Here is a 25,614-nt window from a genome sequence, read left to right on the forward strand (position 1 = left end):
GCAATAAAATACCCAGTTACCTGTTCCCGGTAAGAGGAGAGAGCTGCGCCGGCTCGTAATTCGCGCTTTGCAAGAATCAGTACATAGTTGCCATTAATCATAGTGAGTAATGACTGTCATCTGTTCTGGATGATTGGCTATCTGACTTTTAGTGATAACCGGTGATAACGGCCATTATTCCGACCTCAGGCTTTTGATCGGGTTCGCTACGGCTGCCCGTATTGCCTGGAAACTTATCGTAATTAATGCAATCAGGAAAGCAAGAATACCGGCAATAGCAAAAACTGTCCAGGTGATACTGCTACGATAAGAGAAGTCTTCCAGCCATTTATACATAAAGTACCAGGCAACCGGTGTTGCAATAAGGAATGATAATGCAACTAATTTTAAAAAGTCAAAAGACAGAAGATTAACTATGTTGGTTACTGAAGCTCCCATCACTTTTCTGATCCCGATCTCACGTGTTCGCTGGATGGTACTATAGGATGCAAGACCTAACAGACCAAGACAGGAAATGAACACGGCAAGTATAGCAAAGTTCACAAACAGCTTACCAAACCTCTCTTCGCTCCTGTATTGGTTATCAAAAAACTCGTCGAGGAAAAAATAACTGAAAGGGCGGTTTGGGATCAATGTTTTCCACTTGCTCTCTATGGCAGCTATGGTAGCTGGTAGATTAGCTGCGGGAACCTTCACGGAAAGGAGGTTAGCGCCATCCGGTTCAATACGCATAGTGAGCGGTTTTATCTCCTGTTGCAAAGAACGGAAATTGAAATTTTTCACAACTCCAATGATCTGGCCCTCGCGACCCCACTGCCTGAAACGACGCCCCACTGCCTCCTGCGGTGTTTTATAGCCAAACAGCTTTGCTGCAGCCTCATTGATCACCATGGCTTTGGTGGTGTCAGTACCAAACTCCTTCGAGAAGGAACGACCGGCAACCATCTTCATTTTATAATTCGGTACATAGTCATAGTCAACAAAATATAAATCCAGGTTCGCGATCTGAAGATCGCCTTTACTGTTTTCAATTTCAGAATAAGCACCGGGGTTCCCGCCGCCCGGAACGCTGGAAGACATTGCGGTACTTACAACGCCTGGTATGTCACGGACCGCAAGGTTAAATGCGAATTTAGCATCTTCGCCCTTTGTATCTATAACCAGTACCTGGTCCTTATTGAAACCAAGATCCTGTTTGCGCATATGGTCCATCTGGTTGTAAACGATGATGGTAGCAATGATAAGTGCTATCGAGATAGTAAACTGCGCCACAACTAAACCTTTGCGAAGGATTATGCCACGTGTGCTTGTGGAAAATTTGCCCTTCAACACAGTTATTGGTTTAAAAGAGGAGAGTACCCATGCAGGATAAAGTCCGGCCAGCAAACCGATCACCACTGATGCAACAAAAAGTGTAACTATGTCCGAAGGGTTACTGAATATACCCGGGCTGATTTCCTTTCCGGCCAGCGTATTAAACGCAGGTAACAGCAATGCGGCCAGTAAGACAGATACAAAAAACGCAATGATACAAAGCAAAACGGATTCGGCTATGAACTGCCGGGCTAATTGAAACTGTAAAGCACCCACAACCTTTCGTATCCCAACTTCTTTTGCACGTTCAACAGATCTGGCAGTAGTCAGATTAATAAAATTGATACAAGCGATGACCAATATAAAAATGGCAATGATAGAAAATACATAAACATTTGAAATGTTTCCACCCTTGGGACCGAAGCGGGTAGAGTACAGGTAGACTTCGCGTAGCGGCTCAAGCAACAACGTCGGATACATCTGGCTTTCTTTCATCTCCGAGCCGTTACGTTTCTCGAGGAAAGCCGGAAACTTCTTAACCAATGTCGCAGCATCAGTATTTGGTTTCAGCAATATATAAGTTGAAGAACCATAGTTTCCCCACTGGTCATCGAGGCCCGGATTGAACTTTTGAGTCAGGGTACTCATCGAAACAACCACATCCTCCTTTATCAGCGAGTTCTCCGGCATATCCTTCATAATTCCGGTTACTGTAACTGCCTGGGCACGACCGGTGATCAGCAGCGTTTTCCCCATGGGATCGGAATTGCCAAAATATTTCTTTGCGGCGGCTTCTGTAAGAACGATACTGAATGGTTCCTGCAACGCCTTTTGCCGGCTTCCTTTTACCAGTTCGAAGTCAAACACCTCAAAAAAAGCAGAGTCCGCAAACACCGCGTTGGGTTCTTCGAATTTGATATCGTCTTTCCTGATCAGCATATTGTCCGCTCCGGAAACCCGGACAGCCTGCTCAATTTCCGGAAAGTCTGCCCGCAAATGAGGTGCTACTGCCCAGGACGGACCGCTTGCATTAATCGTTTCAGATGGTGTCTTAATATCACTTACCATCCTGTAAATGCGCGCACTCCTGGAATGGAAAGCATCATAACTCAATTCAAACTTCACATATAAAAAAATGAGGAAACAAGCGGTCATTCCCACAGTAAGTCCCAGCACATTAATGGCTGAGAAAACCCGGTGGCGCCACAAATTTCTGAAGGCGATCTTAAAATAATTCTTGATCATATCGTGAGTTGGTTGTTATTGATTATATATCCGTCGGCTAAGTGTGATACTGATCATGATTTAAGCCAGTTTGACAAAACCTTGAAAACCAATATGTAAAAAAGATTTTTTCGTGGCAGAATGTACGAAACCGTACACTGGGCTGTCCGGAAAAAAGCAATTACGATCCTCTTAAGAGCGGGGATGCCATATGTATGTGCTGTGGCACACAGATATCAGCATCGAGATTTATGCAACAATGTTGCAATTAATAGAATCTTCGTATTATATTTGCATAGCAAATCCAATCCGGCCATCATTGCCGGTACAGGTCACCTTACATAATAGAAGAAAAAAATCGAAAATGGCAGTGCAAGAAGCAGATGTAGTAATCATCGGAGGAAGTTATGCGGGTTTGTCAGCGGCTATGGCGCTGGGCAGATCAATGAGGCATACAGTGATAGTGGATAGCGGGCAACCATGTAACAAGCAAACTCCGCGGGCTCATAATCTGCTGGGCCATGATGGCAGGAACCCGGCCGAGATTGCAGCGATCGGTAAACAGGAGGTGTTGAAATATCCCACTGTTCAATTCATGAATGATAACGTTGAAAGCGTGGAAAAAGATCATGATGAATTTGAACTGACTACCACAAAAGGATTGGTACTAAGGGCGAAAAAGCTGCTTTTTACATCAGGTATACATGATGTGATGCCGGAGATTCCAGGTTTCGAAGCATGCTGGGGTATCTCCGTATTACATTGTCCGTATTGCCATGGATATGAATTCAGGGGCCGCCCTACAGCGATCATTGCTTCAGGCAAGGCCGCGTTTGAAATCGCCGAACTTATCGAAAACTGGACAAACGACTTATTTGTGGCAACTGACGGGGACAGCGGTTTAGAACCAGATCAGGAACTGGCACTGTCCGAAAAAGGTATTATGGTTATCGAAACGAAGATCAGAGAGCTGAAGCATAATGATGGTTGGCTTGAAAGCATTCATTTTGAAGATGGCTCAAGTTTGCAGGTTCAGGCCGCATATGCAAGGCCATTTATGGAGCAACGTTGTAAATTGCCGGAAATGCTTGGCTGTGAATTTCATAAAATTCATATTAAGGTTAACGAATACCAACAGACTTCAGTTCCAGGGGTATTTGCAGCAGGTGATAATTGCTCGCCGCTTCGTTCACTTGCCAACGCAATCGCGGCAGGAGGGGTGGCCGGCGGGTGCATCAACAAAGAACTGATACACGAAAAGATTTTCAGCAACATAGCATTCGCCGGATGATGTATAACTTCCGTCGTGGTGCCTTAGGCTGTACGACGTCCCTGAACTAACGATACCTGCGATCCACAGTTGCTGCAATTCACAAGGTCGGGGATTCACCATTTCCGCGACTAATAAATTCAGCTGGTAGCTTTCTTCCGGAATCGCTGGCTGAAAAAATTGACATAAATGGTAATCAACACCACTAAAAGGAAACTGAGAGCTGTTGCATTAAGAATAAACGGTTCAGGAACATGTGCACCAAGTAAATTGTTGACGAGATAAGTAATAAATGAATCCGGTAAATTGCTTTCACCCAATTTCGTTTTAACGCTCCATTGCCAATCGGTGACAGGGCAGTATCCGAATCCATACCAGATGCCTGCTACAAGCCAGCAGAAACAGGTTATTGCAATCAACACCAGATGCCATTTTCTCGTCCTGGAAAATATCCATCCGGTGAGATTAAAGATGATAATAATAATATGCACAATGGTGTACATTACGTCAAGAAACATCAACATATATAAATATTTCTGTGGATTTGATCAAAGATAAGCAACAGCAACCTGGTCCCGGAGAGGGGAAGGGATTTGCAAAAAGTATCAATGCGTTTTTTTATAAACTCACCCATTGGGAAACCTGGCATTATCACTTGAAATATATCCCGCTTTATCCTGCCTGGATGTGGTATTGTTTAAGAGCCCGGTCGTTATGGTTTTTTACGCCATCAAATCCTACGCTTACCTTTGGTGGATTCGAGGGTGAAAGCAAACACGAAATGTATGAACAGCTTCCACCGGGTTCTTATCCGCGAAGCGTGTTAATTCACAAAGGCGAACCTGTTGACCAATTAATTAGAAAGATGCAGGAATCGGGACTATCTTTTCCCGTAGCCGTTAAGCCTGATGTGGGTATGATGGGATTTTTGTTTAGGAGAATTGAGTCAATGGAATCATTGAAAGCCTATCACCAAAAAATGCCGGTTGATTACATAATACAAACTCTTATTCATTACCCCGTTGAAGTGAGCGTCTTTTATTACCGGCTGCCCGGTAATGCGAAGGGAACAATTACGGGGTTCATCCGCAAAGAATATCTGCAGGTAACAGGTGACGGCAAATCCACCCTGGAAGAACTGATTGCGAACTATCCCAGGGTGAGGTTCCGGCAGGAAGAAATGCGCACCAAACATTCAGATAAGTTATCTGTAATAATCCCGGAAGGCGAAATATACTATTTGTCACTCGCGCTTAACCTGAGTCGTGGTGGAAAACTCGTTAGCCTGGAAAATGAGAAAGATGAAAAGTTACTGGGGGTTTTTGATAAGCTCAGTCATTATGCAGGTCATTTTTACTATGGACGATATGACATAAAATGTGCGTCTGTTAATGATCTCAAAGAGGGCAGGAATTTTTCAATACTTGAGTATAATGGGAGCGGGGCAGAGCCACATCATGTATATGGTAATGGCAACAATATCTTCCAGGCATACCGTATACTATTACATCACTGGAAAGTTCTTTACCGGATATCCAGTTACAATAATAAGAACGGACATCCCTACTGGTCTTTCAGGAGAGGCCTTATGTTTCTTAAAGAAGCAAAAAAACATTTCAGATTATTAAAGCAACTGGATAATGAAATGCCTGTGTTTCACTAACTATTTCTTATAGCATGCAAGCTGCACAACAATCATCTGACACGGTAACGGCTAAAGGATCGCCACGGGCGGCATTGCTGAATTTTATCAACAGTCAGTCATACCCATGTATAGCCGCGCGTTCTGCGGCCAAAAATCAAAACATTTCCATCTATGAGGCGTCTCATCTTGCCTGTCCTTTTGACGATAAACTCATCCTGCAGTTCCTGTATGATTTTGTAGATAACTATCGTAACAACCAGGATTTATTTACATCGGCAGCCATCATATTTCGTGGTCCGGAAACGATTTCCGAAAATGAATTCGAAAATCTTTTTTGGTCGAGGCTTCAGGCTTTGCATAATATGGATTGCCGGCTTTACAACTATGATCAACGTGTTGACAGCGACCCTTCGTCCGGGAATTTTAGTTTTAGTCTGAAAGAAGAAGCGTTTTTTATTATCGGACTGTATCCCGGAAGTTTGCGCCCTGCAAGGAACTTCAGCTATCCCGTAATTGTATTTAATCCACATCAGCAGTTTGAAAGATTACGGCAGGAAAAGCGGTTTGAAAAAATGAAAACGGTGATCCGCAAACGCGATCTTGATGCTACCGGTAGCATCAATCCAATGCTAAGTGATTTTGGTGAGCTTTCAGAGGCTTTTCAATATAGTGGCAAAATGTACGACGCCGCGTGGACCTGTCCCTTAAAAATCAATCATGAGTGAATTTAAAACTATTCCCCCCAGAACCGGAGTGGCCTTCATCCTTAGGAAAAATCAACTGCTTAAGATTACGGATATTGAGGGCGAACAGGTAGCGGACCTGATTTGTTTCAATCTGCACGATAAGCATGAATATCTCTCATCGGGCCGCACCATTGATTATGCGGAGACGATATTTTTGTCTAAGGGAGATCCTTTCTATTCAAACAGGAGTAATGTGATGTTTACAATGGTTGAAGACCAGGTCGGGCGACATGATTTCCTGCTGACACCCTGCAGTGCGGAGATGTTCAGGAAAATTTATGGACATACCGATCCGCATCGTGGATGTTTTGGCAATCTCTGCCACGTTCTCGAACCGTACGGTATCGGACCAGACCAGATCCCTGTTACATTTAATGTTTTTATGAATGTTTCTGTGGATGGTGAGACGGGGAAAATCGCAGTATTACCTCCTTTGAGCAAGGCAGGAGATTCTATGACTATCGTTGCGGAGATGGATCTCATTGTTGGCCTTACAGCCTGTTCCGCCGGAATGTCGAATAACTTCGCCTTTAAGCCAATTGGCTATGAAATAATTTAGTTACGTGAAATTTTGAATTTAATTAAGTGAAGTTCTTGAAAGTTATGAAGTGAAGTTCCTGAATGGTAACAAAGTGAAGTCTTTGAATGGTAACCAAGTGAAATCTTTGAATGTTAACGAAGTGAAATCCCTGAATGGTAACCAAGTGAAGTACCTGAATGTAATGAGCTGGATTCCTTGAATGTAATGAGCCCGAGTTCTTGCAACTCCGGATCAGTCAAGTTCTTTCATTTCTGATTTTCGCATAGGCATCGCGTCTATCAGGGCGAATAATTCATTGGTGTTAATCAACCGGTTCCATGTTGCTTTTACGCCACCATCTTTGCCAATCAAAAGCACATTGAATTTGCTACCCGCCTTAATATAATCGCGATATTTTTTATTGCAATCTCCTTCATCACAGATAGTGGTCTTCAGATGGCGCTCAACGAATCCGGCAGAATCTTTTGCAAACACTGATTGCTGCTTGCTGATCAGCTCTGTTTGATCTGCGGAAATGATTATTACTTCACGATAGTCCCTGAATTGCATATCGTTATTGATCAGATTGACCAGGCTTATAATAAGGAAATTCCAGACACTCATCAAAAACTAACAAACGATCTTAAAGATTGTTTGCCTTAACGCAAAATCCCGCGGCTAGGCTCGCGGGATTCATTTATTCCTGGAGTATGATTGTGTTCAATTTTGTTCAGGAATACGGGATTTGTTTGTTTTCAAATGTCTGGATTTCAACTAGGAATTTCCTTATCAGCATCGGTAGTTGGAATGCCGCAGGAGTTAGGTTTAAACAGATCTGACCTGGAATTTCACTTTGAATTACAAACAAGGATGTAGTTCGCAGCATTGTCGTACGAGTGTTGGTTGGTTGTTTCAGGACCTGCATTTGTGCAGGCTCTACAGGATCTGGATTGTCTGGCCTGGCTTTTTGGACGGAAATTGATCAACTTTTCAAACGGCTAGATTGGATTGGTTTGGTTTTTCTAAAGGATTCGGTTCAGGTTTTCTACAGGATCAGGATTGGTTTGGTTCTTCTAAAGGATTCGGTTCAGCTTTTCTACAGGATCAGGATTTGTTTGAATTGGTTCTTTTCCTGGATTCGGATCAGGTTTTCTACAGGATTTGGATTGGTTTGGTTTTTCAGAATGGTTGAATTCGGTTTTTCCAGGATTTGGATTTGTTTGGTTTTTGGTAGGATCTGGATTTTTTTTCTCGTATTGACCACACAAAGATGCAATCAATCAACCTTTCAAAAATCACGGGTAGTCATCCAAAATTGAATTATGAACAATGATCTTAGGCATTTTAATTGGATATACTTATTCCTCGTTTTACTACGATCCTGGAATCTAGTAAACTTACTAAGGTTTTAGAGCCTTGTAGGAAGCCTAGCAATGCAATTCAACGGTACAACACATGAGAGATCATATCGCGGGGCACAGGCTTTGATGACCGTATGGCAATAATCATCATTAAAAACTGAACAATGCAAACTACAAATACGCCAGGCTACGCGCTTATTACCGGGGCCACAAGTGGGATAGGATACGAAATTGCAAAGAGATTTGCCAAAGACGGGCACAACCTTGTCCTTGTGGCCCGCTCTAAAGATGGATTGCTGGAAACTGCGTCCATGCTTCATGAGCAATTTGCCGTTTCTGTCTATACCATATCCAAAGATCTTTTTGTGCCAGGGGCCGCAAAAGAAATTTATACAGAAACCAGTCAGCAAGGATTTGAGATCAGGTACCTCGTGAATGATGCCGGCCAGGGTCTGTGGGGGAAATTTTTAGAGACTGATCTTGACCGCGAGATTGACCTGGTTCACCTCAATATCATTGCGTTGATGAGCCTGACCAAATATTATCTGAAGGATATGGTCGAGAGAAAACAAGGACGAATTTTGCAGGTATCTTCTTCGTTAGCGAAGGCACCGACTCCATACATGAGCGTCTATGCCGCTTCTAAAGCCTTTGTTTTATCATTTTCGGAAGCCCTGATATCTGAGATAAAAGGCACCGATGTCACTATGACCGCATTACTACCCAATGCTACAGATACCGACTTTTTCCACAAAGCCGGGTCCGAACATACAGTTACCTATCGCGAAACCTCTCTTTACACCCCCGCAGAGGTCGCTGAAGCCGGCTACCAGGGGATGATGTTAGGTGAGGCAAAGGTGATACCAGGTATTAAAAACAAAGTCCAGGGGGCAATGTCAGCTATGATGTCAGATGAAGCAGTAGCTGAAATGATGAGCAAGCAAATGCAGCCTTCAGAAAAAGAAAAAGGAAAGGTCAGGATAAATCATGATGCCTCACAGCGGGAAAGACAACGAATAAATAAAGCTAACGGTGATTACGAAAGTCATAAGGATCATGTTCATGAAGATTCCCACGTGCATCATCCGGGTCGTTAACACAACCGCGAATTGATTGATAAGACAGTGGTCGTATAGCGGCTATAGCTAATAAAAAAACCTCATCGTTCGATGAGGCTTTTTTTTATCCCTGGAATTTTCTTTAATCAGATAATAGGGATAGCGGATCAATAGGTCAGTAGGGTACGGGTTTACGGGCCTTCATAGTTTGGATTGTTCTGGTATGTCAGGGATATTGGATTAGTTGGTTTGACAAATCAAAGATGCAATCAAAATTCCACTTGCAATAATCTTCAAACACTTCTCTTTAACAAATGAAGATTGCGTGTATAAATAATAAATGATTTTACTTACTCATGTGGTAATTCCATGAAGTTTATTAGTAATTATACCACACTATCTGCTACACAATCACGTGTTTAATTCGATTGCCCTTCAGATAATTTGACTTAAATTGAAAACATTACGAGTGATTATTATTCAGTTTTAATTCTTCAGCCTCATTAAATTTTCAACATGATTGCGAGTTTGCCTCCAGCTATGATCAGCAGGATTTCTAATACGGTAATTAAATATCTCACTGTATCTGCACTATTGCTCCAGCCTTTTTTCATTGCTGCGCAAGGCACGGCGGTATTACCGGATTGGGCTTTCGGTCCTTTCATAAGGCCGGCAAATGCAAACCCGGTGATCTCCCCCGACAGTGTATCCCGATTCTTTTGTCCCATGCGGAATGATTCAGTCGACTGGGAATCGAATGATACATTTAACCCGGCGGCGGTTATGAAAGATAAAAAGATTCATGTTTTGTATCGCGCGGAAGACAAGTCGGGAATAGGGATTGGTTTTCGGACTTCAAGAATCGGACTGGCGACCAGTTCAGACGGCATAAAGATGAACCGTCGCAAAGCACCGGTCATGTTTCCTGCAGAAGACTCGCAAAAGGAAGTTGAGTGGAGGGGGGGATGCGAAGATCCAAGGGTCGCGATGACGGAAGATGGGAGATATGTGATGTTGTATACTCAATGGAACAATAAGGTTCCAAGAATTGGAGTGGCAATATCAAAGGACCTGATCAGGTGGCAGAAGCATGGATCTATTTTCAAAACCGCGCACGGCGGAAGATTTTATGACATGGCTTCCAAATCTGCCTCTATAATCACCAAAATGGTTAAAGGGAAAGTCGTGATTGCGAAAATAGATGGGAAATACTGGATCTATTGGGGAGAACATGCGGTGCATGCCGCTACATCTACCGACCTGGTTAACTGGGAGCCACTGCTTGATGAAAACGGTGAATTGAAAAAACTGATCACGACACGTAAAGGATTTTTTGACAGCGATCTTACCGAGTGTGGTCCACCGGCGATTATGACAGATAATGGCATACTCCTGTTGTATAACGGCAAAAACAGAAGTGATGCAGACCGCGACTCGAACTATACGGCTAACTCTTATTGTGCAGGACAGGTAATGTTTGACCTTAAGGATCCCACCAGGGCGATTGGCCGGTTGGACAAACCTTTCTTCATACCTGAGGCACCTTTTGAAAAATCTGGTCAGTACCCGGCGGGGACCGTATTTGTTGAAGGATTGGTCTTTCACCAGAATAAGTGGTTCCTGTACTACGGCTGCGCTGACTCCAGGGTAGCCGTGGCAATATTTACCCCAACCCGCAAGTAAAATAAGACATAAGCCACATAGATAACGCTGTATCAACCAACTACATCCTTATCTTGTAACTTGCCCGACAAGTTTTTCGCTGGGATTTCCAGCCGGATTCACAGGGAGCGTAGCTGGTGGTCGTTGTGCCTGGGTCGGTTGGTTCCGCTGACCATCGTCATCCTCATCAGCATGAATCCCCTGCAAAACGCTTTCTTTTTTTGTTGGCCTGATAATCAACCTGAGGGTAGGATCATTGGTAACGAAAGACCAGAACCAGTTGTATGCAAGCTTTACTTTATTACGATAACCGGCGATTGGTATGATGTGGATGAAAAGCCAGATGATCCACGCAAAGAAGCCTGAGAAAAAACCTTTCCTCGGTAAATCCACGACAGCTTCAAATTTGGCAATGATCGCCATTGAGCCTTTGTCAAAGTAATTAAATGCTTCAAGTGGTTTTCCCAATCGCATCCGTTCAAGATTGTGTGCCAATAATTTACCCTGCTGAATAGCAACCTGTGCTACCTGGGGGTGGCCATTCGGAAAGTCCTTATCAGTGGTCTGATAACACTGATCACCGATAGCAAATACGCCATCGATGCCCACAACTTTATTGAATTCATCAACAATGATACGACGCCCCCTCCCTATACTGGTTGCAGGAATTCCGGGCGCTTCACGCGCGATAACGCCGGATGCCCAGATTAGCGTGTTGGAGCAAATCTTCTCACCAGTAGACAAAATCACCTCTCCATCCACATAATCCTTAACCGCAGTGTTTAACTTAATATGCACGCCGAGTTTTTCAAGGACGGTATAAGCCTCATGTTGCGACTTTTTACTCATTGGTCCGAGTAGCGCTTCGCCTGCGTCGATGAGATATATGGCTCCTTTTGGTGATGTTAATTCAGGGTAATCTTTTGCGAGGATGTTTTTACTCATCTCTGCTATCATTCCTGCAAGTTCCACTCCTGTAGGCCCTCCGCCGGCAATTACAATCACCCTGCGCTTTTGCCGCTCTTCTTCAATATTGGTGCGGATCAGGGTTTCCATGTTTAACAACAGGTGGTTCCTGATATTGAGCGCATCATCGATAGTCTTCATGGGCAATGAAGACTTCCTGACATTCTCCATCCCGAAATAATTGGTTTCGGTACCCATCGACAGGACCAGGTAATCATAAGTTAGCTGGCCGTTATCCGTTTCAATAGTTTTCGCCTGGTGGTTTATATTTAGCAAGGAGCCATAATAAAAGCGGAGATTTTCTTTATGCTGAAACATCTTCCGGAAAGGGTAGCTGATGTTGGAAGCTTCAATAAAAGATGTTGAGACCTGGTATAACAGCGGAGGAAAAAAGTTGTAATTGTTCCGGTCAACGAGTGTTACCTGGATTGATTTATAGCGGGCGAGTTTTTTCGCGAGATTCATCCCCGCAAACCCACCACCGATAATGATGACTTTCATAATTTCTGCTTTAATTCTATAATCTGTTCCGTAATAAGGAAGTCTTGGTCAGATCATTTGGCAGCAAAGTCGATTAGCAAAAATACGCCGAATTTGCCCCGGATTTATTTAATTAACCAGGCTTTGGCTGTATATGCAATAATTCGACCATGCTTTGTATCGAAAGCGCGCAAATTCAACCGGTTTAACCGCTAATTTCCAACTCTTCGGGTTCTTAACGTTAGTTCTCTTGGTGCGCCCGGTCAAAAAATTTCAGCGGTCAAAAATTCTACATTTCCGCTACTGACTCATGAGTTCTTACCTGTTACCAAACCTGATTGCGATATGAACTTAGTAAAAATTATTGCACGCAAATCAGGCCAGCTACTCACCGGGGAAGCCAACCACTAGATAGTCATTCTGACCGCGGTGGCACATGTATAATTTTGGATTGATATCAGGCAATCATTTATTTCTAATAGAAGAAGGCAAACGCCGTTTATGAAGACATTTAGAAAATCCGTTTTATTGTTTATCATCGCAGCCGTGATTGCTATTGTACTGCAGGCAAAGTTGAGACACAATCAAACTTCGAAAAATTCTTGCTTCCAACTGAACGGTGCCCACTGTTCGAAGAAGTTCTAACCCACGTGACCGGGGCCGAACCTTCAACACTCCCTTCGACCCGGAACCATCAATAGTCCTTGGTGACGGCAGAAGAGACCAAACAATCCATGCATATCAGCGTTTCACATTTCAAACAATCGTGGAATGCACATTCTAATTACCGGGGCAAACGGCTATATCGGTAAACGGATCATCGAGCCTTGCGTTAAAGCCGGTCATGACGTTTACTGCGCCGTTCGCAGCGCCAGACGTTTTCATTCCGAACTGATCACCCCGGCTATCCGCGTTGTTGAAGCTGACCTTGAAAAGCAGGACGATATAGTATTTCCCCCGGAAATTGAGGTTGCTTTTTACCTGGTACATTCGATGAGAGATGGGAAAGATTTCGATAAAACAGAGCTAAGTACGGCGGGTAATTTCTTAAAAGCAGTCAGCAAAACAAATTGCAGGCAGATTATTTACCTCAGTGGTATTGTAAACGAAGAGGACCTGTCCAAACATCTGAGTTCACGCCTTGCAGTTGAGAACTGTTTACGGGCTGGTCAGATTCCGGTTACAGTCCTGCGCGCTGGTATCATTGTAGGATCGGGCAGTTCATCTTTCGAGATCATCAGGGACCTGGTAGAGAAGCTTCCTTTTATGATAACCCCCAAATGGGTGAGTACCCGCTGCCAGCCAATAGGCATCCGCAACGTGATCGAATTTCTCACCCGGGTTATAGGTTATGAACCTGCATATAACAAAGATTTTGATATCGGGGGACCTGAGATCCTGACCTATAAGCAAATGCTTCTGCAGTTCGCAGAACTAAGGCAGTTGAAACGAAAGATTATCACAGTCCCCGTGATGACTCCACGGCTGTCGAGTTATTGGTTATACTTTGTAACCTCTACTTCGTATTCACTGGCGGTTAATCTTGTGGACAGTATGAAAGTGAACGTGATCTGCCGTCCCAACGATTTGCATGAAAAGCTGGGCATCACCTTACTAACCTATAAAAGCTCCGTAGCGCTTGCCTTTCAAAAAATTGAACAAAATGAAATTGTCAGCAGCTGGAAAAATTCGTTCAGCGCCTTTCATACTGATAATGATATGTTGTCCAAGATAGAAGTGCCGGCATTCGGCTGTTTTTCTGATAAGCAATCGCAGGAAATCGAAGCGGATGACCTGGACAGGGTATTTAATAATGTCTGGACAATAGGCGACAGGAACGGTTGGTACTATGGAAACTTACTATGGCGGACCAGGGGAATGATCGATAAATTTTTTGGCGGTGTCGGTCTTAGAAGGGGAAGAACCCATCCAACCAACACTTTTCCCGGTGATTCCGTGGACTTTTGGCGCGTTTTGATTGCTGACCGCAAGGAGCGTAGATTATTGTTATTTGCAGAAATGAAATTACCCGGAGAAGCATGGCTGGAGTTCAGCATATGTGAATCTGAAGGGAGGTACCTCCTTAAGCAGACTGCCACGTTCCGGCCTAAAGGTATTTCAGGACGACTATACTGGTATTCGATGTTACCTTTTCACCTTTTCCTTTTTAAAGGAATGATACGAAACATAGTGAAAGCAAATAAATCTCCAAATCAATTATCAGGAAAAGCTATCTGATACATATAAACATTTAGCGAGTCGTCATAAAATACCAGTTTTCAAAAAGAGCTGGCTTATTTCAGTAAAGAGCTGATGAGGAATTATACTTTTGTTAGGGCCCATCACACATGAAACAAACAACCCAGATAACCGTAGCATTGGTCGATGACCATAAGATCTTCCGGCAAGGCCTGATTGAGGTCCTCAATCATCTCGGTTATGCGGTTTCGATAGAAGCTTCAAATGGCAATGAACTCCTACAAAAACTCGAGGGCAATGTTTTGCCGGAGATATGTATACTTGATATCCATATGCCTGTAATGGATGGGTTTGAAACTACCCGCCAACTCAGGGCAAAATATCCCAACATAAAAATTCTCGCATTCAGCACAGATAACACCGATGTTAGTGTTTCCAAAGTTATTTCGTGCGGCGCTCATGGATTTCTCGAGAAAGGAGGAAGCCTTGAAGAAATCAGTGGTTCCCTGAATTCAATTTTAGAACTCCCCTCTAACTGATCAAATTTCAGCTGAATACTCGTGACAGCTTCTGCAGTTTGTCGCTCTTCACCTTTAGTCATAGCATAATAACCAATAAATTTGAGTTCGCATGGCTCAGTATCAAGTTCTGTATTGTTTAAGGAAGGGATCTCATAGAGATTAATCGCTTAAACAGATATGTTAAGGTTTTCTAAATACTATTTAGACGGTAAGGGTTATGAACAGATGGGGTGTCATCTTTGCAAACAAAAAAATATGCTTCTAAGGAGATTCGCCGCCCCGGCATTTCTGATCACCCTAATATTCTTCAGTTTTCGTGTTAATTCACAACAAGCAAAAATATTCGTAATAAGTGGCTATGTAAAAGATGAACAATCAGGTGAAGCGCTGATCAATGCAACAGTAAATATTCCCAGTGCAAACGTCAATGTTCAATCTAATGCTTATGGCTTTTATTCCGTTTCACTTCCCGGGGGTAATTATGAACTGGTAGCTAGTTATGCCGGATATGGTACACTTACAAAACAGGTAAACCTGGTTGCAAATGTGACGATAGATCTTATTCTTGACTCCAGGGCGGTGGAAATGCAGGAGGTGGTAATTACCGGGGAAAGGAAGTTGAAAAGAACCAATACTGTCGGCCTTGGAATTCAACAGCTGAGTGCGGCCCAGATCAAAAAGATTCCCGCATTCATGGGGGAGCCCGATATACTTAAAGCGTTATTGACGCTCCCTGGAATCACCTCTGTGGGGGAAGGCGCGGCAGGCTTCAATGTCAGGGGTGGAAATGTGGATGAGAATCTTATTATAATGGATGAAGCCCCGGTTTTTAATTCCTCGCACCTTTTGGGTTTTTTCTCCGTTTTCAATCCTGATGCAGTTAAAAATGTGACATTATATAAGGGCGCTTTCCCGGCAGAATTTGGAGGAAGGACTTCATCGGTTCTGGATATCAGGATGAAAGACGGTAACAATCAGAAACTTGCTGTCACCGGTGGTATTGGCAATATCTTCAGCCGGCTTGCCATCGAAGCACCTATTCAGAAAGATAAATCATCTTTTATCGTCGCAGGCCGGAGATCTTATATAGACGTTTTGGCCAAACCCTTCTTAAAGAAAGAGGACCGCGACAATACACTTTATTTTTATGATTTTACAGCAAAGGCAAATTACCAGATCAACGACAAAAATACTCTTTACCTGAGCGGATACCTTGGCAGGGATGTTTTTGGTGTTGGTGAAGAAGCAAGTTTTAAATGGGGTAATACAACGGGCACCTTAAGATGGAACCATTTGTTTCACCCCAAGCTGTTTTTGAATACCAGTGTTTATTATTCCAAATATGATTATAGCCTTGGCTTCAGCTCTTCAGAAGAAAATAAAGATGAGAGCTACAAATGGAAGTCAGATATCCAGACCTATGGTCTTAAACCTACGTTGACCTGGTTCGTCAATAACAAACACCAGCTTAAAACAGGATTCAGTCTCATTTATTATAACTTTTATCCGGGACAGGGTGTAAGCACAAGCAACGGATCAAAAAGCGACATCACGCTCAAAAACCGGTACGGGTCCGAAGCAGGTGCCTTTATTGAAGATACCTGGAAGGTTTCCTCTAAATGGAATATACAGGCCGGTGCTCGTGTGAGCCAGTATGCATATCTAGGGGGCACCACGGTGTATTATTTCCGCGACACAACGCCGAATGTCCGCAAGCCATTGGATAAGGAAGTGGACGTGAAAAGTAAAAAACCGGTTAATAACTGGACCTATCTCGAACCCCGGTTATCTGTCCGTTATACCATCCAGAAAAATACTTACGCGAAAGCTGCCTATGGCCGCAGCTCGCAGTATATTCATCTTCTCTCGAATACAGCATCACCAACCCCGGTAGATCTGTATTTCCCAAGTACCAACAACATCAGGCCGTCCGTTACTGATCAGTTTTCAGCCGGTGTAGTTACCATACCTGAGCGATTACCGCTGGAGTTTTCAGCCGAAGTGTTTTATAAGTCGATGCAAAATGTTCTGGACTATATCGACAATGCAAATCTGGAACTGAATGAGCTGGTGGAAGCGGACCTTCTTACAGGTAAGGGTAAAGCTTATGGGCTTGAACTTGAAGTCAAAAAAGAAACCGGCAAATGGCAGGGTTGGATAAATTATACTTTGTCAAAATCGTTGCGTCAGACTGATGGAATCAGCAAAAATGAATGGTACCTGAGCCGGTACGACCGCACGCATGTTGTAAATGTATCGGTGGTACATACGTTATCACCGCGCTGGGACATATCCGGTAGTTTCAACTATGGTACCGGTGCACCCGCCACTTTCCCTGATATCAGGCTTGACATCCAGGGGCAACCAATTCCATTCAACAGCACTTCCAAAAGAAACAATTTCCGCCTGCCTGCCTATCACAGGATGGACATATCTGCGACCTGGAAAGGAAAGCAAACAAAAAAACTAAAATCGGAATTGGTCTTTGGCTTATATAATGTTTATGGCCGCCAGAATGCGTACACAATATACTTCCAGCAAAACGAAGACAATCCTCAGGAAAAAGAAGCGGTTCGCTTATCCATCATCGGATCCATCATTCCTTCAATAACCTGGAACTTCAAATTTTAAATTTCGCTCAATGAAATACTTACTTTCCTCTTTTTCACTGTTAGTCACCCTCCTGGTCATGAGTTCCTGCGAAAAAGTAATCGAGCTTGATCTGCCTGAAGGGTCGAAACTGATCTACATGGACGCGTGGATCACAGACAAGCCCGGTGTACAAACAATCAAATTGCTCCAGGCAGTTAACTACCAGGACCAGTCGCAACCAGCTGCAATAAGTAATGCTGTAATCAGGCTTACGGACATTACTGCGGCAAAAACATACAATTTTACTTTTAGTAATGGCGCCTATACCTTCAATCCCGGTAACGGCCAATCCATCGGTGTCATCGGACATCAGTATAAACTGGTTGTTACACTAAACGGTGAAACTTTTGAGTCAACAGACTATATCACCAGAGTCACAACATTTGATTCTCTTTCATTGGAGTACAAGGAAGGGACGGATGACTTTGAAAAGCAGGGTTACTATGCAGAGTTTCACGCAAAAGATCTTCCTGGTGGAACCGATTATTACTGGATCCAGACCTACAGAAATGGTACAAGAAATACTTATCTGAATGATATGGTCAGTATAGACGGGTCATTTTATGAGGGAATCTCGGACGGTTATGAATTCATTCCTCCTTTTACGGAAGGCGTTACTTCCGGTGAAAATCCGTACCAGAAAGGTGATGAAGTAAAAGTTGTGATGCGATCGCTCAGCAAAAACTCGTACTCGTTCTGGGAACAGGCCATCAATCAACAACAAAACGGTGGGCTATTTTCAGAAGTATTGCAGAATGTACCTTCGAATATTATAAACACCAATAAGCAGTCAAAATCACAAATCTTTGGTTGGTTTGGTACCGTCGCAGAAACCTCGATCAGTCGCAAAGTCGAATAACAGAGCTGTTACGATCTCAGAGCTGTTACGAACAGCGGGGCTTTCCCGTGTAACAAAGCTGTTACGTGTAACAAAACTGTTGATTACTTATGAACCAGGTTTGGAAAAGTTATTCTCTTTCGGAATCCAAAGCAGTTTCATCAGTTTGCGGTGGCAATGAAGTGATTGGCCTTACAGCGAGTTCTATTGGTGTGGCCGCAATCAGTTGTTTCTTTATATAGGCCTGGCTCATTTGCTGGATGCGACGGCCCTGGGGAAGAAAACTTCCTTCAAGACTGCCAACCGCTTTGTTGAAATGATTGATAGTTCCGTTAAGACCCTTACCGATATTTACCATATGCTCCATAAGGATCGCACTTCTTTCATACAGTTCAACTGCGGCGTCACGAATGGATTCTATGTTTTCCATCGTTTTCAATTGATTCCAGCTGTATCCGATGCTTCTCAGGATGGTAATAAGCGTAGTTGGCGTAGCAACTATTATCCTGTTATTAAGGGCCTCTTCAATTAATTCCGGCCATTCCTGCAATGCGGCACCAAATGATGATTCTATTTGCATAAACAGTACCACGAAGTCAGGTGCATCCGGAAACTGGTCCCAGTAGGCTTTTGCGCTTAATTGCTTCAGGTGTATCCGTATGGCAGCGGCATGTTGCTGCAACAACCGTTTTTGCGATTCTCCATCATCAGTTTCAAAAATCTGGAGATAAGCACTCAGCGGCACTTTACTATCAACCACGACGCTCCGGTTGCCCGGCAAACGGATTATCATATCGGGCCGCAGTTTGCCGGCCTCGCTCTCTGTAGTAACCTGTTCCTGGAAATCACATTGATCCATCATACCAGCGAATTCAACCAGTCGTCTTAATGCGATCTCTCCATAACGGCCACGGGTATGGCTTGTTTTCAGTGCGGTCACCAGGTTCCTCGTTTCTTTGTCCAGGGTAGCTGTACTTAATTTCATCTGGTCCAGCAGGGTGCTTATATTACCGTAGGCTCCCTCTCGTTTGATCTCAAGGGTATTGATCTTTTCATCCATCCTGGTCAATGATTCTCCGAGTGGTTTGACAAGAATATCTATTGCCTGCTGACGTTTTTCGAGATCCGAATGTGCATGACTGATATGAGTTTTGAGTTCCGTTTTTGCCAGGTCCAGGAACGACTGATTATTTTTATCAAGCGCTGCTGCTGAGAGCGAATCAAACGATGTTTTTAAGGCATGTTGTGCTTCTGCTATGAATTGTTTTTGTTCGGTTATTGCTTTAAGTGATTCATTGTATTTGGCAGACAAACTGTGGTTTTGTCCCACAAGCTCCGTATTGGCGGCCTGTAAAACCTGGATGGTCCTTGAGAAATCTGTCTTTTCCCGGGCCGCTGCTTCGAGGTTCCTGCGCATTTCTTCAGTGCGCGCAGACAGATCGGCAATGTCTTTATGAAATTGCTGCTCCTTCACACGATACTCCTCCAGTTGTCCCTTCGTTCTGCTCTTTTCATTGTTAACAGCAATGTTTGCCAATAACAATTCATCGTACTTTGTTTTTACCGAGGTGTAGATTTCTCTCAACTGGTCCCTGTCATTAACGAGATTGTTTTTTACGATGATCTCTTTCTCCAGTGCCTCTCTCAACAAGGTTTCATTGATGAGTTGTTGCTCTAACCGTGATTCAAGCCTTGAAATTGTCTGAAGACCCAGCTGGCCGGATTGTCTTTGTTCTTCAAGCGACCTGTTACTGCTTTCAAGCTGCTGCTCCGTTCTGAGTAGTTGTTCTTCAACAGATGACCTGGAAGCATTCAAGAGATCAATCTTATTATGGAGCCTGTAGTTATTTATGATCAATCCAATGATGACTCCAACAATAACAACGATCGCGACAATAATAATGTATAATGACTGAGACATAAAAATCCTGCAACAATTTTCCGGAACCCGATAGTTCGCTGGTACAAAAAACCCACAAATATATTGTGGGTATGTTTTCTAATAAAGGAATTAATGTAAAAAATGATCAGGAACCTCTTTGGGAGCGGCCGGTAATCCTCGTGTTTTTCGCAGCGGCTTTGCTGTTTGTATTGCTTTTGCCTTTCGCACCGGGAAATCCAGGTTTGCCGGCATTCTGATTACCTTTCTTTTTGTCTTTGTCTTTGTTTGTATTGAGGATCGACATATGTAATGGATTTTGTTGCGTAAATATAATAAAAAATCTGGTTGGCTCAGGCCCACGGGGAATTCATTCCTTTATTCTCACATAATCTGGTCACTTTTAACAGTACTGAAATAAATGGAACTTCCCGCAGCGGTGGCAACATTACCCACATAGCCGGCCGCTACCATGAAACTACTGATCTTCCAGTTATCTGTTGACCCAATAGCTGACGCCTGCACTATGTTAGTTCCATCGAGACATCGTACTGCCGGCAGATCATCACTTATACCTTTACCCGTAGCCTTGAGCAATGATTCTTTCCTGCTCCATAACATGTAAAAAGTAAAGAGGGGAGACGATGACGCTGAAATACTGGACATCTCATCTTCATTACAGGCAAACTTCGCAACTTCCGGGTAGTTGAAATCCGGATCGATGTACTCAAGATCCGCTCCAACAGGTGAATCAGAAATAGCAATCAGGATATATTCACCTGCATGGGCGAGATTGAATTCAACTGTTGCTATTGCAGGTTCAGCAAGAAAAGGCTTTTTATTCGTTCCAATTGCAAATACAAGTGTTGATGGATGCACCGATAGCTTCCGGGCAAGCAACAGTCGTAAAACTGCACGGCTGATTACAAAACGGTCACGATCTTTTTGATAATTGTAACGTTCTGCCTTTGCAGTTTCTTCATCACATAAGAGCATATCATACTGACCAAGGTTAACCAGGTGGTCATTAATGGATATCCTGTATAGCCGAACTGCCTGCGAATCATCAGTTGATTTATCATCCCAGGTTATACCGGGATAATATGCACAGGCAACATTTACCGTATCCATTGTTCCCATAAGCTCCATGGTTCAAATGTTTTCAGACGTTCTTATCCGGCGGATTGTTCAGTCCTGTTACACAGCTTCCATCATGCGCTTACGATAAAATACAGGTATTTCCCGGATCTGCTTCTGCATCGCATTGTCAAGGCAAAACTGCAGCTTTCTTGCAAGTTCGTCAACATTTGGTGGAAGGAAAATTTTATTATGCTCTCCGGGAACCTCATGAATACGCACTCCGCCCTTTGCATACGGTTTCCAGCCGAGGTACAAGTGATCATCCTGGTAGTAAGTCCGTTCAGTCGCCCGGAAAAGATCTATCGTACCATCATATTCCTGCATCAGGTATTTTGATTTCGCCCTCAGATTTGTTTCCTCGATCTTGTATTTATAATAAAACAGGTCTTTTTCTTTTCCTTCGATCCATCCTTTCAGACGCCTGTAAGGCTTATGCAGCCTGGTTTTCAGTTCTTGCTGTTCATAACGTAATTTCCCATACGGATTCTTAATTAGTGCAACCATATCATAGGCCACACGCATAACGGCTATCCGTGTGCGTTGAAATGCTGCCATCGGCCTTGAGTGTTTTGCATTAGCCGCGTCGGCATAGGTATCAAAAATGATCAGTGCCTTGACGTCTTTGTTCATGGCCTTAAGCTGCCGGCCCATTTCAAATGCCACGAGTCCGCCAAAGGAATATCCGGCAAGAGCATAAGGACCGTCCGGATTGTTTTCCAGGATTTCTTTGATATAATTAGATGCAAGCTCCTCGATGGTCTCAACTATCGGTGCATTACCATCGAGTCCCCTTGCCTGCAAGCCATAGATTGGCTGGTCCGGATGAAGATGCTCTATGGTGCGGTTGAAGATTGGAACGGTGCCCCTGGCACCGTGCACGATATATAACGGCATCTTATTCCCCCCTTTTTTCATCGATACGAGGCTTTCAAATTGTTTAGCGGGCTGCCTGATTTCCAATCTTGAGGCGAGGGATGAAATAGTGGGACACTCAAACAGCACGGAAACCGGTAGTTGGATCCCTGTTTCTTTTTCAAGCATAGACATCATCCTGATCGCAATCAGCGAATGACCACCAAGCTCGAAAAAATCATCGTTTCGTCCGGGGTTGTTCATTCCAAGGATTTTTGACCAGATGACTGTTAGTATCGATTCGAACCGGCTCAACGGACCTTGATTTTCCGCAGATGATTCTTTTGCAACCGCTGGTCTTGGTAAAGCTTTGCGATCCACCTTTCCATTAGGTGTCAATGGCAGCTCGTCCATGATCACGAAATCATTCGGGCACATATAAGATGGCAGGAAGTCTTTGACGGTTTGTTTCCATTGACCAATCAGGTGGTTGAGATCCTCCCTGACTGGTTTTACAGGCACAACATAAGCAACGAGCTTTTTGTTTCCCGGTTGATCCTCTCTTGAGACAACAACAGATTTTGTAACACTGGCATGGCGGGACAAACAATATTCAATTTCTCCCGGCTCAATCCGGTAACCACGAATTTTTATTTGTTGATCAATACGGCCAAGACATTGAATATCGCCGCCGGCAAGATACTTTCCAAGGTCGCCGGTACGATACATGATTCCCTGCTTATCGGTTGTAAAAGGATCAGGGAGGAATCTGTCCGCGGTTAATTCAGGTTGATTATGATATCCCGCCCCGACACCGTCACCGGCGATATAAATTTCGCCAGCTTCGTTTTCATCGACAGGTGTTCCATCTGCGGCCAGTATATAAAACCTGGTGTTTGCGATGGGTTTACCAATCGTAATAACGGTGTCGGCTTCCGTGATCCGTTTAGCGGAACTCCAGATTGTTGTTTCTGTAGGTCCATAAAGATTGTATAGGGATTTGCACCTTTCTAACAGTTCACGGGAAAGATCAGCAGGAAGACTTTCACCGCCGCAACAGATTGTTGAGATAGCGTCCGTTTTTTTCCAGCCCGCTTCAAGAAGCATCTGCCATGTTGCCGGCGTAGCCTGCATGAGGGTTGGTTTTGTAGTGCGAATCTTTTCTAAAAGAGCAAACCCATCCTTAACGAGTTCGGAACCTGCAATGTCTACACATGCCCCTGACACCAATGGGAGATAAAACTCCATCCCTGAAATGTCAAAACATACAGTGGTAATAGCAAGGATGCGGTCGGAAGTTTTTATTCCCAGGATTTGCCGGAAACTCAGCAGCATATTCACCAGGTTATAATGCATGATCCTCACACCTTTCGGTTTACCGGTAGATCCAGATGTGTATAGTATATAAGCCAGGTTGCCGGAATTGATGACTGCGGGTGATTGCGCGCCGGAAAATACAGGAACATTTTTCATGAGGTCCTCTATTAACATTTCTCGCCGGGAGAACTCATTGCTGCCTGCATATTTTTGTGACGTGAGCAACAAACTTGCGGACGAATCGCCCAACATATAGCTGATCCTGTCCTTTGGATATTCGGGATCAATCGGAACATAAGCTGCACCTGTTTTCATGATGGCGAGCATTGCGATAATAATCAGCGGGGATCTTTCCAACATCAACCCTATAACGTCTCCATCCTTTGCACCCGCTGCAATCAGCTGAACAGCAAAATTGTCTGATAGTGTACGCACCTGTTCATAGGTATACGATGAAGCGTTAAAAGTAATAGCTGTTGAGTGAGGGTTAGTGACAGTTTGGTGGTTTACAAGATCCATCAATGTAGCCTGCCTCGGATATTCGGTCGTGGTGCTATTTCCCGGGTACACGAAGCGCTTGTTTAATGCAAAGCCGGAGGAGAGATCCCCGATCTTCAACATCGGCCTGGCAACTACTGACCGCAGAATGGCTTCATACTTCGTCATGAACTTCCTGATGGTCGCCTGAGTGAAGAGCGAGCTGTTATAAGACCATTGTAATATCACGCCATCCCGGGTGGTGACAGTATTTACAAAGATCTCAAAGGTTTCGAAAGAACGTGGATTATTTACTACCGTATGCTGCAAGCCATGGAATGAAACGCCCTTGTTGAGACTCCTGTCAAAATTAAAAACTACCGGCACAATAGGTACCCGTGAATTATCCCGTGTCAGCGGTAGTTTTCTGATCAGGCTGCCAAACGTAAATTGCTGATGATCGTAAGCATCCAGGATGGACTTCTTCCGGGATTCCAGGTAATCATGAAATTTGATCTCATTCACCGGAAAACTTCTGAGTGGAAGGAGATTTGCGCAGTGACCCAACAAGTTTTCATTGCCGGTAGCCGACTGGCCGGAAGCAGGCATTCCTACCGTGATATCATCAAGGCCCGTGACCTGGTGCAATAATATTTCAAAACCGGCAAGCATGGTCACCACGAGACTGCAACCCGATTGGGCGCCAAGCTTTTTGAGGTCGTCAATCAATCCTTTATCCAGCGTATAATCATCCCGATGGCTTTTGAAGTTCCGCAGAGCCGGCCTTTCAAAATCTATTGGGAGATCCAATGTTGGAGGGAGGGGGAGAAACTGATCGACCCAGTACTTAACAGTGGAGGCATGTCCGGCAGTAAGCGATTGATTCAATTCGGCAACTGCATACTGGGAAAAGGCGGGAGCTGCAGGCAACAGCGGTATCTCATTTTTCACATATGCACTATACAATTTGCCGAGGTCATTTAAAATAACTCCCATTGACCAGCCATCACAAACGATATGATGTGCCGTCAGGCGAAGTTGATGCATCTCCCCGCTTAACTTAAAAAGTGCGGGCCGGAATAATGGTCCCTGGCTCAAAACAAATGAGGTATTTGCTTCACGAATACCAAAAGCCGCCAGGTGGGCGACCTGCTGGTCCTTATGGAGGTGGGAAATATCTTCGTAAAAAAGATTGATAGGATAATCTTTATAAATGAACATATGCTGCCCGTCCGCACTAAAACTTGCTCGCAATGACTCATGCCTTAAAACAAGCTGCTTCAATGCTGTTGCAACAGAGAAGCGGTTACAGGTACCAGCCAGGTCAATGGTTATCGATTCATTGTAAGAACGGCTGGCATCTTCTCCACTCATAATACAGGAGATCCAGATCTCTTTCTGAGGTTCGGTGGTGGGAACAGTGTAAAGTATTTCCGGTCCCTCGAAAGGATTATGATTGACAGGTATTGCTTCAAATATATTTTTTTCCATTG

At 43.9% G+C, this 25,614-nt stretch carries 18 protein-coding genes; 10 read left to right on the forward strand and 8 right to left on the reverse strand.

Going from position 1 to position 25,614, the window contains the following annotated elements:
- Nucleotides 1–174: 174 nt before the first annotated feature.
- A complete protein-coding gene (locus ACX0G7_RS00450; RefSeq protein ID WP_458921426.1) occupies nucleotides 175–2,559 on the reverse strand; it encodes an ABC transporter permease in 2,385 nt (794 codons plus the stop codon).
- Nucleotides 2,560–2,902: 343 nt separating this feature from the next.
- On the opposite strand from ACX0G7_RS00450, the gene ACX0G7_RS00455 reads away from it, so the two are divergent.
- The gene (locus ACX0G7_RS00455; protein WP_458921427.1) at nucleotides 2,903–3,829 is read left to right on the forward strand and encodes an NAD(P)/FAD-dependent oxidoreductase; all 927 of its coding nucleotides are present in this window, start codon (nucleotides 2,903–2,905) and stop codon (nucleotides 3,827–3,829) included.
- Nucleotides 3,830–3,948: 119 nt separating this feature from the next.
- On the opposite strand, the gene ACX0G7_RS00460 is transcribed toward ACX0G7_RS00455, so the two are convergent.
- Entirely contained in the window at nucleotides 3,949–4,332 is a 384-nt protein-coding gene (locus tag ACX0G7_RS00460; RefSeq protein WP_458921428.1) for a DUF2784 domain-containing protein, read from the reverse strand.
- A gap of 14 nt (nucleotides 4,333–4,346) precedes the next feature.
- Here ACX0G7_RS00460 and ACX0G7_RS00465 point away from each other — a divergent pair, with 14 nt between their 5' ends.
- From ACX0G7_RS00465 to ACX0G7_RS00475, 3 genes are read left to right on the forward strand one after another with little or no spacing between them, the layout of a single operon-like run.
- Complete coding sequence (locus ACX0G7_RS00465; RefSeq protein WP_458921429.1) at nucleotides 4,347–5,471, forward strand: hypothetical protein; 1,125 nt, start codon at nucleotides 4,347–4,349, stop codon at nucleotides 5,469–5,471.
- Between the two features lie 14 nt (nucleotides 5,472–5,485).
- The gene (gene gntA, locus ACX0G7_RS00470) at nucleotides 5,486–6,178 is read left to right on the forward strand and encodes a guanitoxin biosynthesis heme-dependent pre-guanitoxin N-hydroxylase GntA (protein ID WP_458921430.1); all 693 of its coding nucleotides are present in this window, start codon (nucleotides 5,486–5,488) and stop codon (nucleotides 6,176–6,178) included.
- Nucleotides 6,171–6,758 carry a DUF1989 domain-containing protein gene (locus ACX0G7_RS00475; protein ID WP_458921431.1) on the forward strand — a complete coding sequence of 196 codons (588 nt, stop codon included), beginning with the start codon at nucleotides 6,171–6,173 and terminating at the stop codon, nucleotides 6,756–6,758. Before gntA ends, ACX0G7_RS00475 begins: the two co-directional genes overlap by 8 nt.
- Before the next feature lie 213 nt (nucleotides 6,759–6,971).
- Here the strand turns inward: ACX0G7_RS00475 and ACX0G7_RS00480 are convergent, their stop codons facing one another.
- On the reverse strand, nucleotides 6,972–7,343 hold the full coding sequence (locus tag ACX0G7_RS00480) for a DUF4174 domain-containing protein (RefSeq protein WP_458921432.1): 372 nt from the start codon (nucleotides 7,341–7,343) through the stop codon (nucleotides 6,972–6,974).
- A 901-nt stretch (nucleotides 7,344–8,244) separates the two neighbouring features.
- Between ACX0G7_RS00480 and ACX0G7_RS00485 the strand changes: the two genes are divergently transcribed.
- A complete protein-coding gene (locus ACX0G7_RS00485) occupies nucleotides 8,245–9,177 on the forward strand; it encodes an SDR family NAD(P)-dependent oxidoreductase (protein WP_458921433.1) in 933 nt (310 codons plus the stop codon).
- A gap of 477 nt (nucleotides 9,178–9,654) precedes the next feature.
- Nucleotides 9,655–10,821: a glycoside hydrolase family 130 protein gene (locus ACX0G7_RS00490; protein ID WP_458921434.1), complete on the forward strand. Its 1,167-nt coding sequence runs from the start codon at nucleotides 9,655–9,657 to the stop codon at nucleotides 10,819–10,821.
- Nucleotides 10,822–10,869: 48 nt separating this feature from the next.
- Here the strand turns inward: ACX0G7_RS00490 and ACX0G7_RS00495 are convergent, their stop codons facing one another.
- The gene (locus tag ACX0G7_RS00495) at nucleotides 10,870–12,267 is read right to left on the reverse strand and encodes an NAD(P)/FAD-dependent oxidoreductase (RefSeq protein WP_458921435.1); all 1,398 of its coding nucleotides are present in this window, start codon (nucleotides 12,265–12,267) and stop codon (nucleotides 10,870–10,872) included.
- 750 nt (nucleotides 12,268–13,017) lie between these two features.
- On the opposite strand from ACX0G7_RS00495, the gene ACX0G7_RS00500 reads away from it, so the two are divergent.
- The 4 genes from ACX0G7_RS00500 (at nucleotide 13,018) to ACX0G7_RS00515 (ending at nucleotide 18,477) form a co-directional block, all read left to right on the forward strand.
- Complete coding sequence (locus ACX0G7_RS00500; RefSeq protein WP_458921436.1) at nucleotides 13,018–14,484, forward strand: SDR family oxidoreductase; 1,467 nt, start codon at nucleotides 13,018–13,020, stop codon at nucleotides 14,482–14,484.
- A 110-nt stretch (nucleotides 14,485–14,594) separates the two neighbouring features.
- On the forward strand, nucleotides 14,595–14,984 hold the full coding sequence (locus ACX0G7_RS00505) for a response regulator (protein WP_458921437.1): 390 nt from the start codon (nucleotides 14,595–14,597) through the stop codon (nucleotides 14,982–14,984).
- Between the two features lie 237 nt (nucleotides 14,985–15,221).
- On the forward strand, nucleotides 15,222–17,597 hold the full coding sequence (locus ACX0G7_RS00510; RefSeq protein ID WP_458921438.1) for a TonB-dependent receptor: 2,376 nt from the start codon (nucleotides 15,222–15,224) through the stop codon (nucleotides 17,595–17,597).
- A gap of 10 nt (nucleotides 17,598–17,607) precedes the next feature.
- Complete coding sequence (locus ACX0G7_RS00515) at nucleotides 17,608–18,477, forward strand: DUF4249 domain-containing protein (protein WP_458921439.1); 870 nt, start codon at nucleotides 17,608–17,610, stop codon at nucleotides 18,475–18,477.
- A gap of 109 nt (nucleotides 18,478–18,586) precedes the next feature.
- On the opposite strand, the gene ACX0G7_RS00520 is transcribed toward ACX0G7_RS00515, so the two are convergent.
- From ACX0G7_RS00520 to ACX0G7_RS00535, 4 genes are all read right to left on the reverse strand, one after another.
- Nucleotides 18,587–20,377, reverse strand: coding sequence for a DNA recombination protein RmuC (locus tag ACX0G7_RS00520; RefSeq protein WP_458921440.1), 1,791 nt, complete (start codon nucleotides 20,375–20,377; stop codon nucleotides 18,587–18,589).
- A gap of 106 nt (nucleotides 20,378–20,483) precedes the next feature.
- On the reverse strand, nucleotides 20,484–20,642 hold the full coding sequence (locus ACX0G7_RS00525; RefSeq protein ID WP_458921441.1) for a hypothetical protein: 159 nt from the start codon (nucleotides 20,640–20,642) through the stop codon (nucleotides 20,484–20,486).
- A 77-nt stretch (nucleotides 20,643–20,719) separates the two neighbouring features.
- Nucleotides 20,720–21,484: a 4'-phosphopantetheinyl transferase family protein gene (locus ACX0G7_RS00530; RefSeq protein ID WP_458921442.1), complete on the reverse strand. Its 765-nt coding sequence runs from the start codon at nucleotides 21,482–21,484 to the stop codon at nucleotides 20,720–20,722.
- 48 nt (nucleotides 21,485–21,532) lie between these two features.
- On the reverse strand, nucleotides 21,533–25,612 hold the full coding sequence (locus tag ACX0G7_RS00535) for a non-ribosomal peptide synthetase (RefSeq protein ID WP_458921443.1): 4,080 nt from the start codon (nucleotides 25,610–25,612) through the stop codon (nucleotides 21,533–21,535).
- Between the last annotated feature and the right edge of the window lie 2 nt (nucleotides 25,613–25,614).

This window comes from Flavitalea antarctica (assembly GCF_054461535.1).

Coding starts and splice junctions, on each gene's coding strand:
- ACX0G7_RS00450 (WP_458921426.1), bottom strand. CDS start 2,559: ATGATCAAGAATTATTTTAAGATCGCCTTCAGAAATTTGTGGCGCCAC.
- ACX0G7_RS00455 (WP_458921427.1), top strand. CDS start 2,903: ATGGCAGTGCAAGAAGCAGATGTAGTAATCATCGGAGGAAGTTATGCG.
- ACX0G7_RS00460 (WP_458921428.1), bottom strand. CDS start 4,332: ATGTTGATGTTTCTTGACGTAATGTACACCATTGTGCATATTATTATT.
- gntA (WP_458921430.1), top strand. CDS start 5,486: ATGCAAGCTGCACAACAATCATCTGACACGGTAACGGCTAAAGGATCG.
- ACX0G7_RS00475 (WP_458921431.1), top strand. CDS start 6,171: ATGAGTGAATTTAAAACTATTCCCCCCAGAACCGGAGTGGCCTTCATC.
- ACX0G7_RS00480 (WP_458921432.1), bottom strand. CDS start 7,343: ATGAGTGTCTGGAATTTCCTTATTATAAGCCTGGTCAATCTGATCAAT.
- ACX0G7_RS00485 (WP_458921433.1), top strand. CDS start 8,245: ATGCAAACTACAAATACGCCAGGCTACGCGCTTATTACCGGGGCCACA.
- ACX0G7_RS00490 (WP_458921434.1), top strand. CDS start 9,655: ATGATTGCGAGTTTGCCTCCAGCTATGATCAGCAGGATTTCTAATACG.
- ACX0G7_RS00495 (WP_458921435.1), bottom strand. CDS start 12,267: ATGAAAGTCATCATTATCGGTGGTGGGTTTGCGGGGATGAATCTCGCG.
- ACX0G7_RS00500 (WP_458921436.1), top strand. CDS start 13,018: ATGCACATTCTAATTACCGGGGCAAACGGCTATATCGGTAAACGGATC.
- ACX0G7_RS00505 (WP_458921437.1), top strand. CDS start 14,595: ATGAAACAAACAACCCAGATAACCGTAGCATTGGTCGATGACCATAAG.
- ACX0G7_RS00510 (WP_458921438.1), top strand. CDS start 15,222: ATGCTTCTAAGGAGATTCGCCGCCCCGGCATTTCTGATCACCCTAATA.
- ACX0G7_RS00515 (WP_458921439.1), top strand. CDS start 17,608: ATGAAATACTTACTTTCCTCTTTTTCACTGTTAGTCACCCTCCTGGTC.
- ACX0G7_RS00520 (WP_458921440.1), bottom strand. CDS start 20,377: ATGTCTCAGTCATTATACATTATTATTGTCGCGATCGTTGTTATTGTT.
- ACX0G7_RS00525 (WP_458921441.1), bottom strand. CDS start 20,642: ATGTCGATCCTCAATACAAACAAAGACAAAGACAAAAAGAAAGGTAAT.
- ACX0G7_RS00530 (WP_458921442.1), bottom strand. CDS start 21,484: ATGGAGCTTATGGGAACAATGGATACGGTAAATGTTGCCTGTGCATAT.
- ACX0G7_RS00535 (WP_458921443.1), bottom strand. CDS start 25,612: ATGGAAAAAAATATATTTGAAGCAATACCTGTCAATCATAATCCTTTC.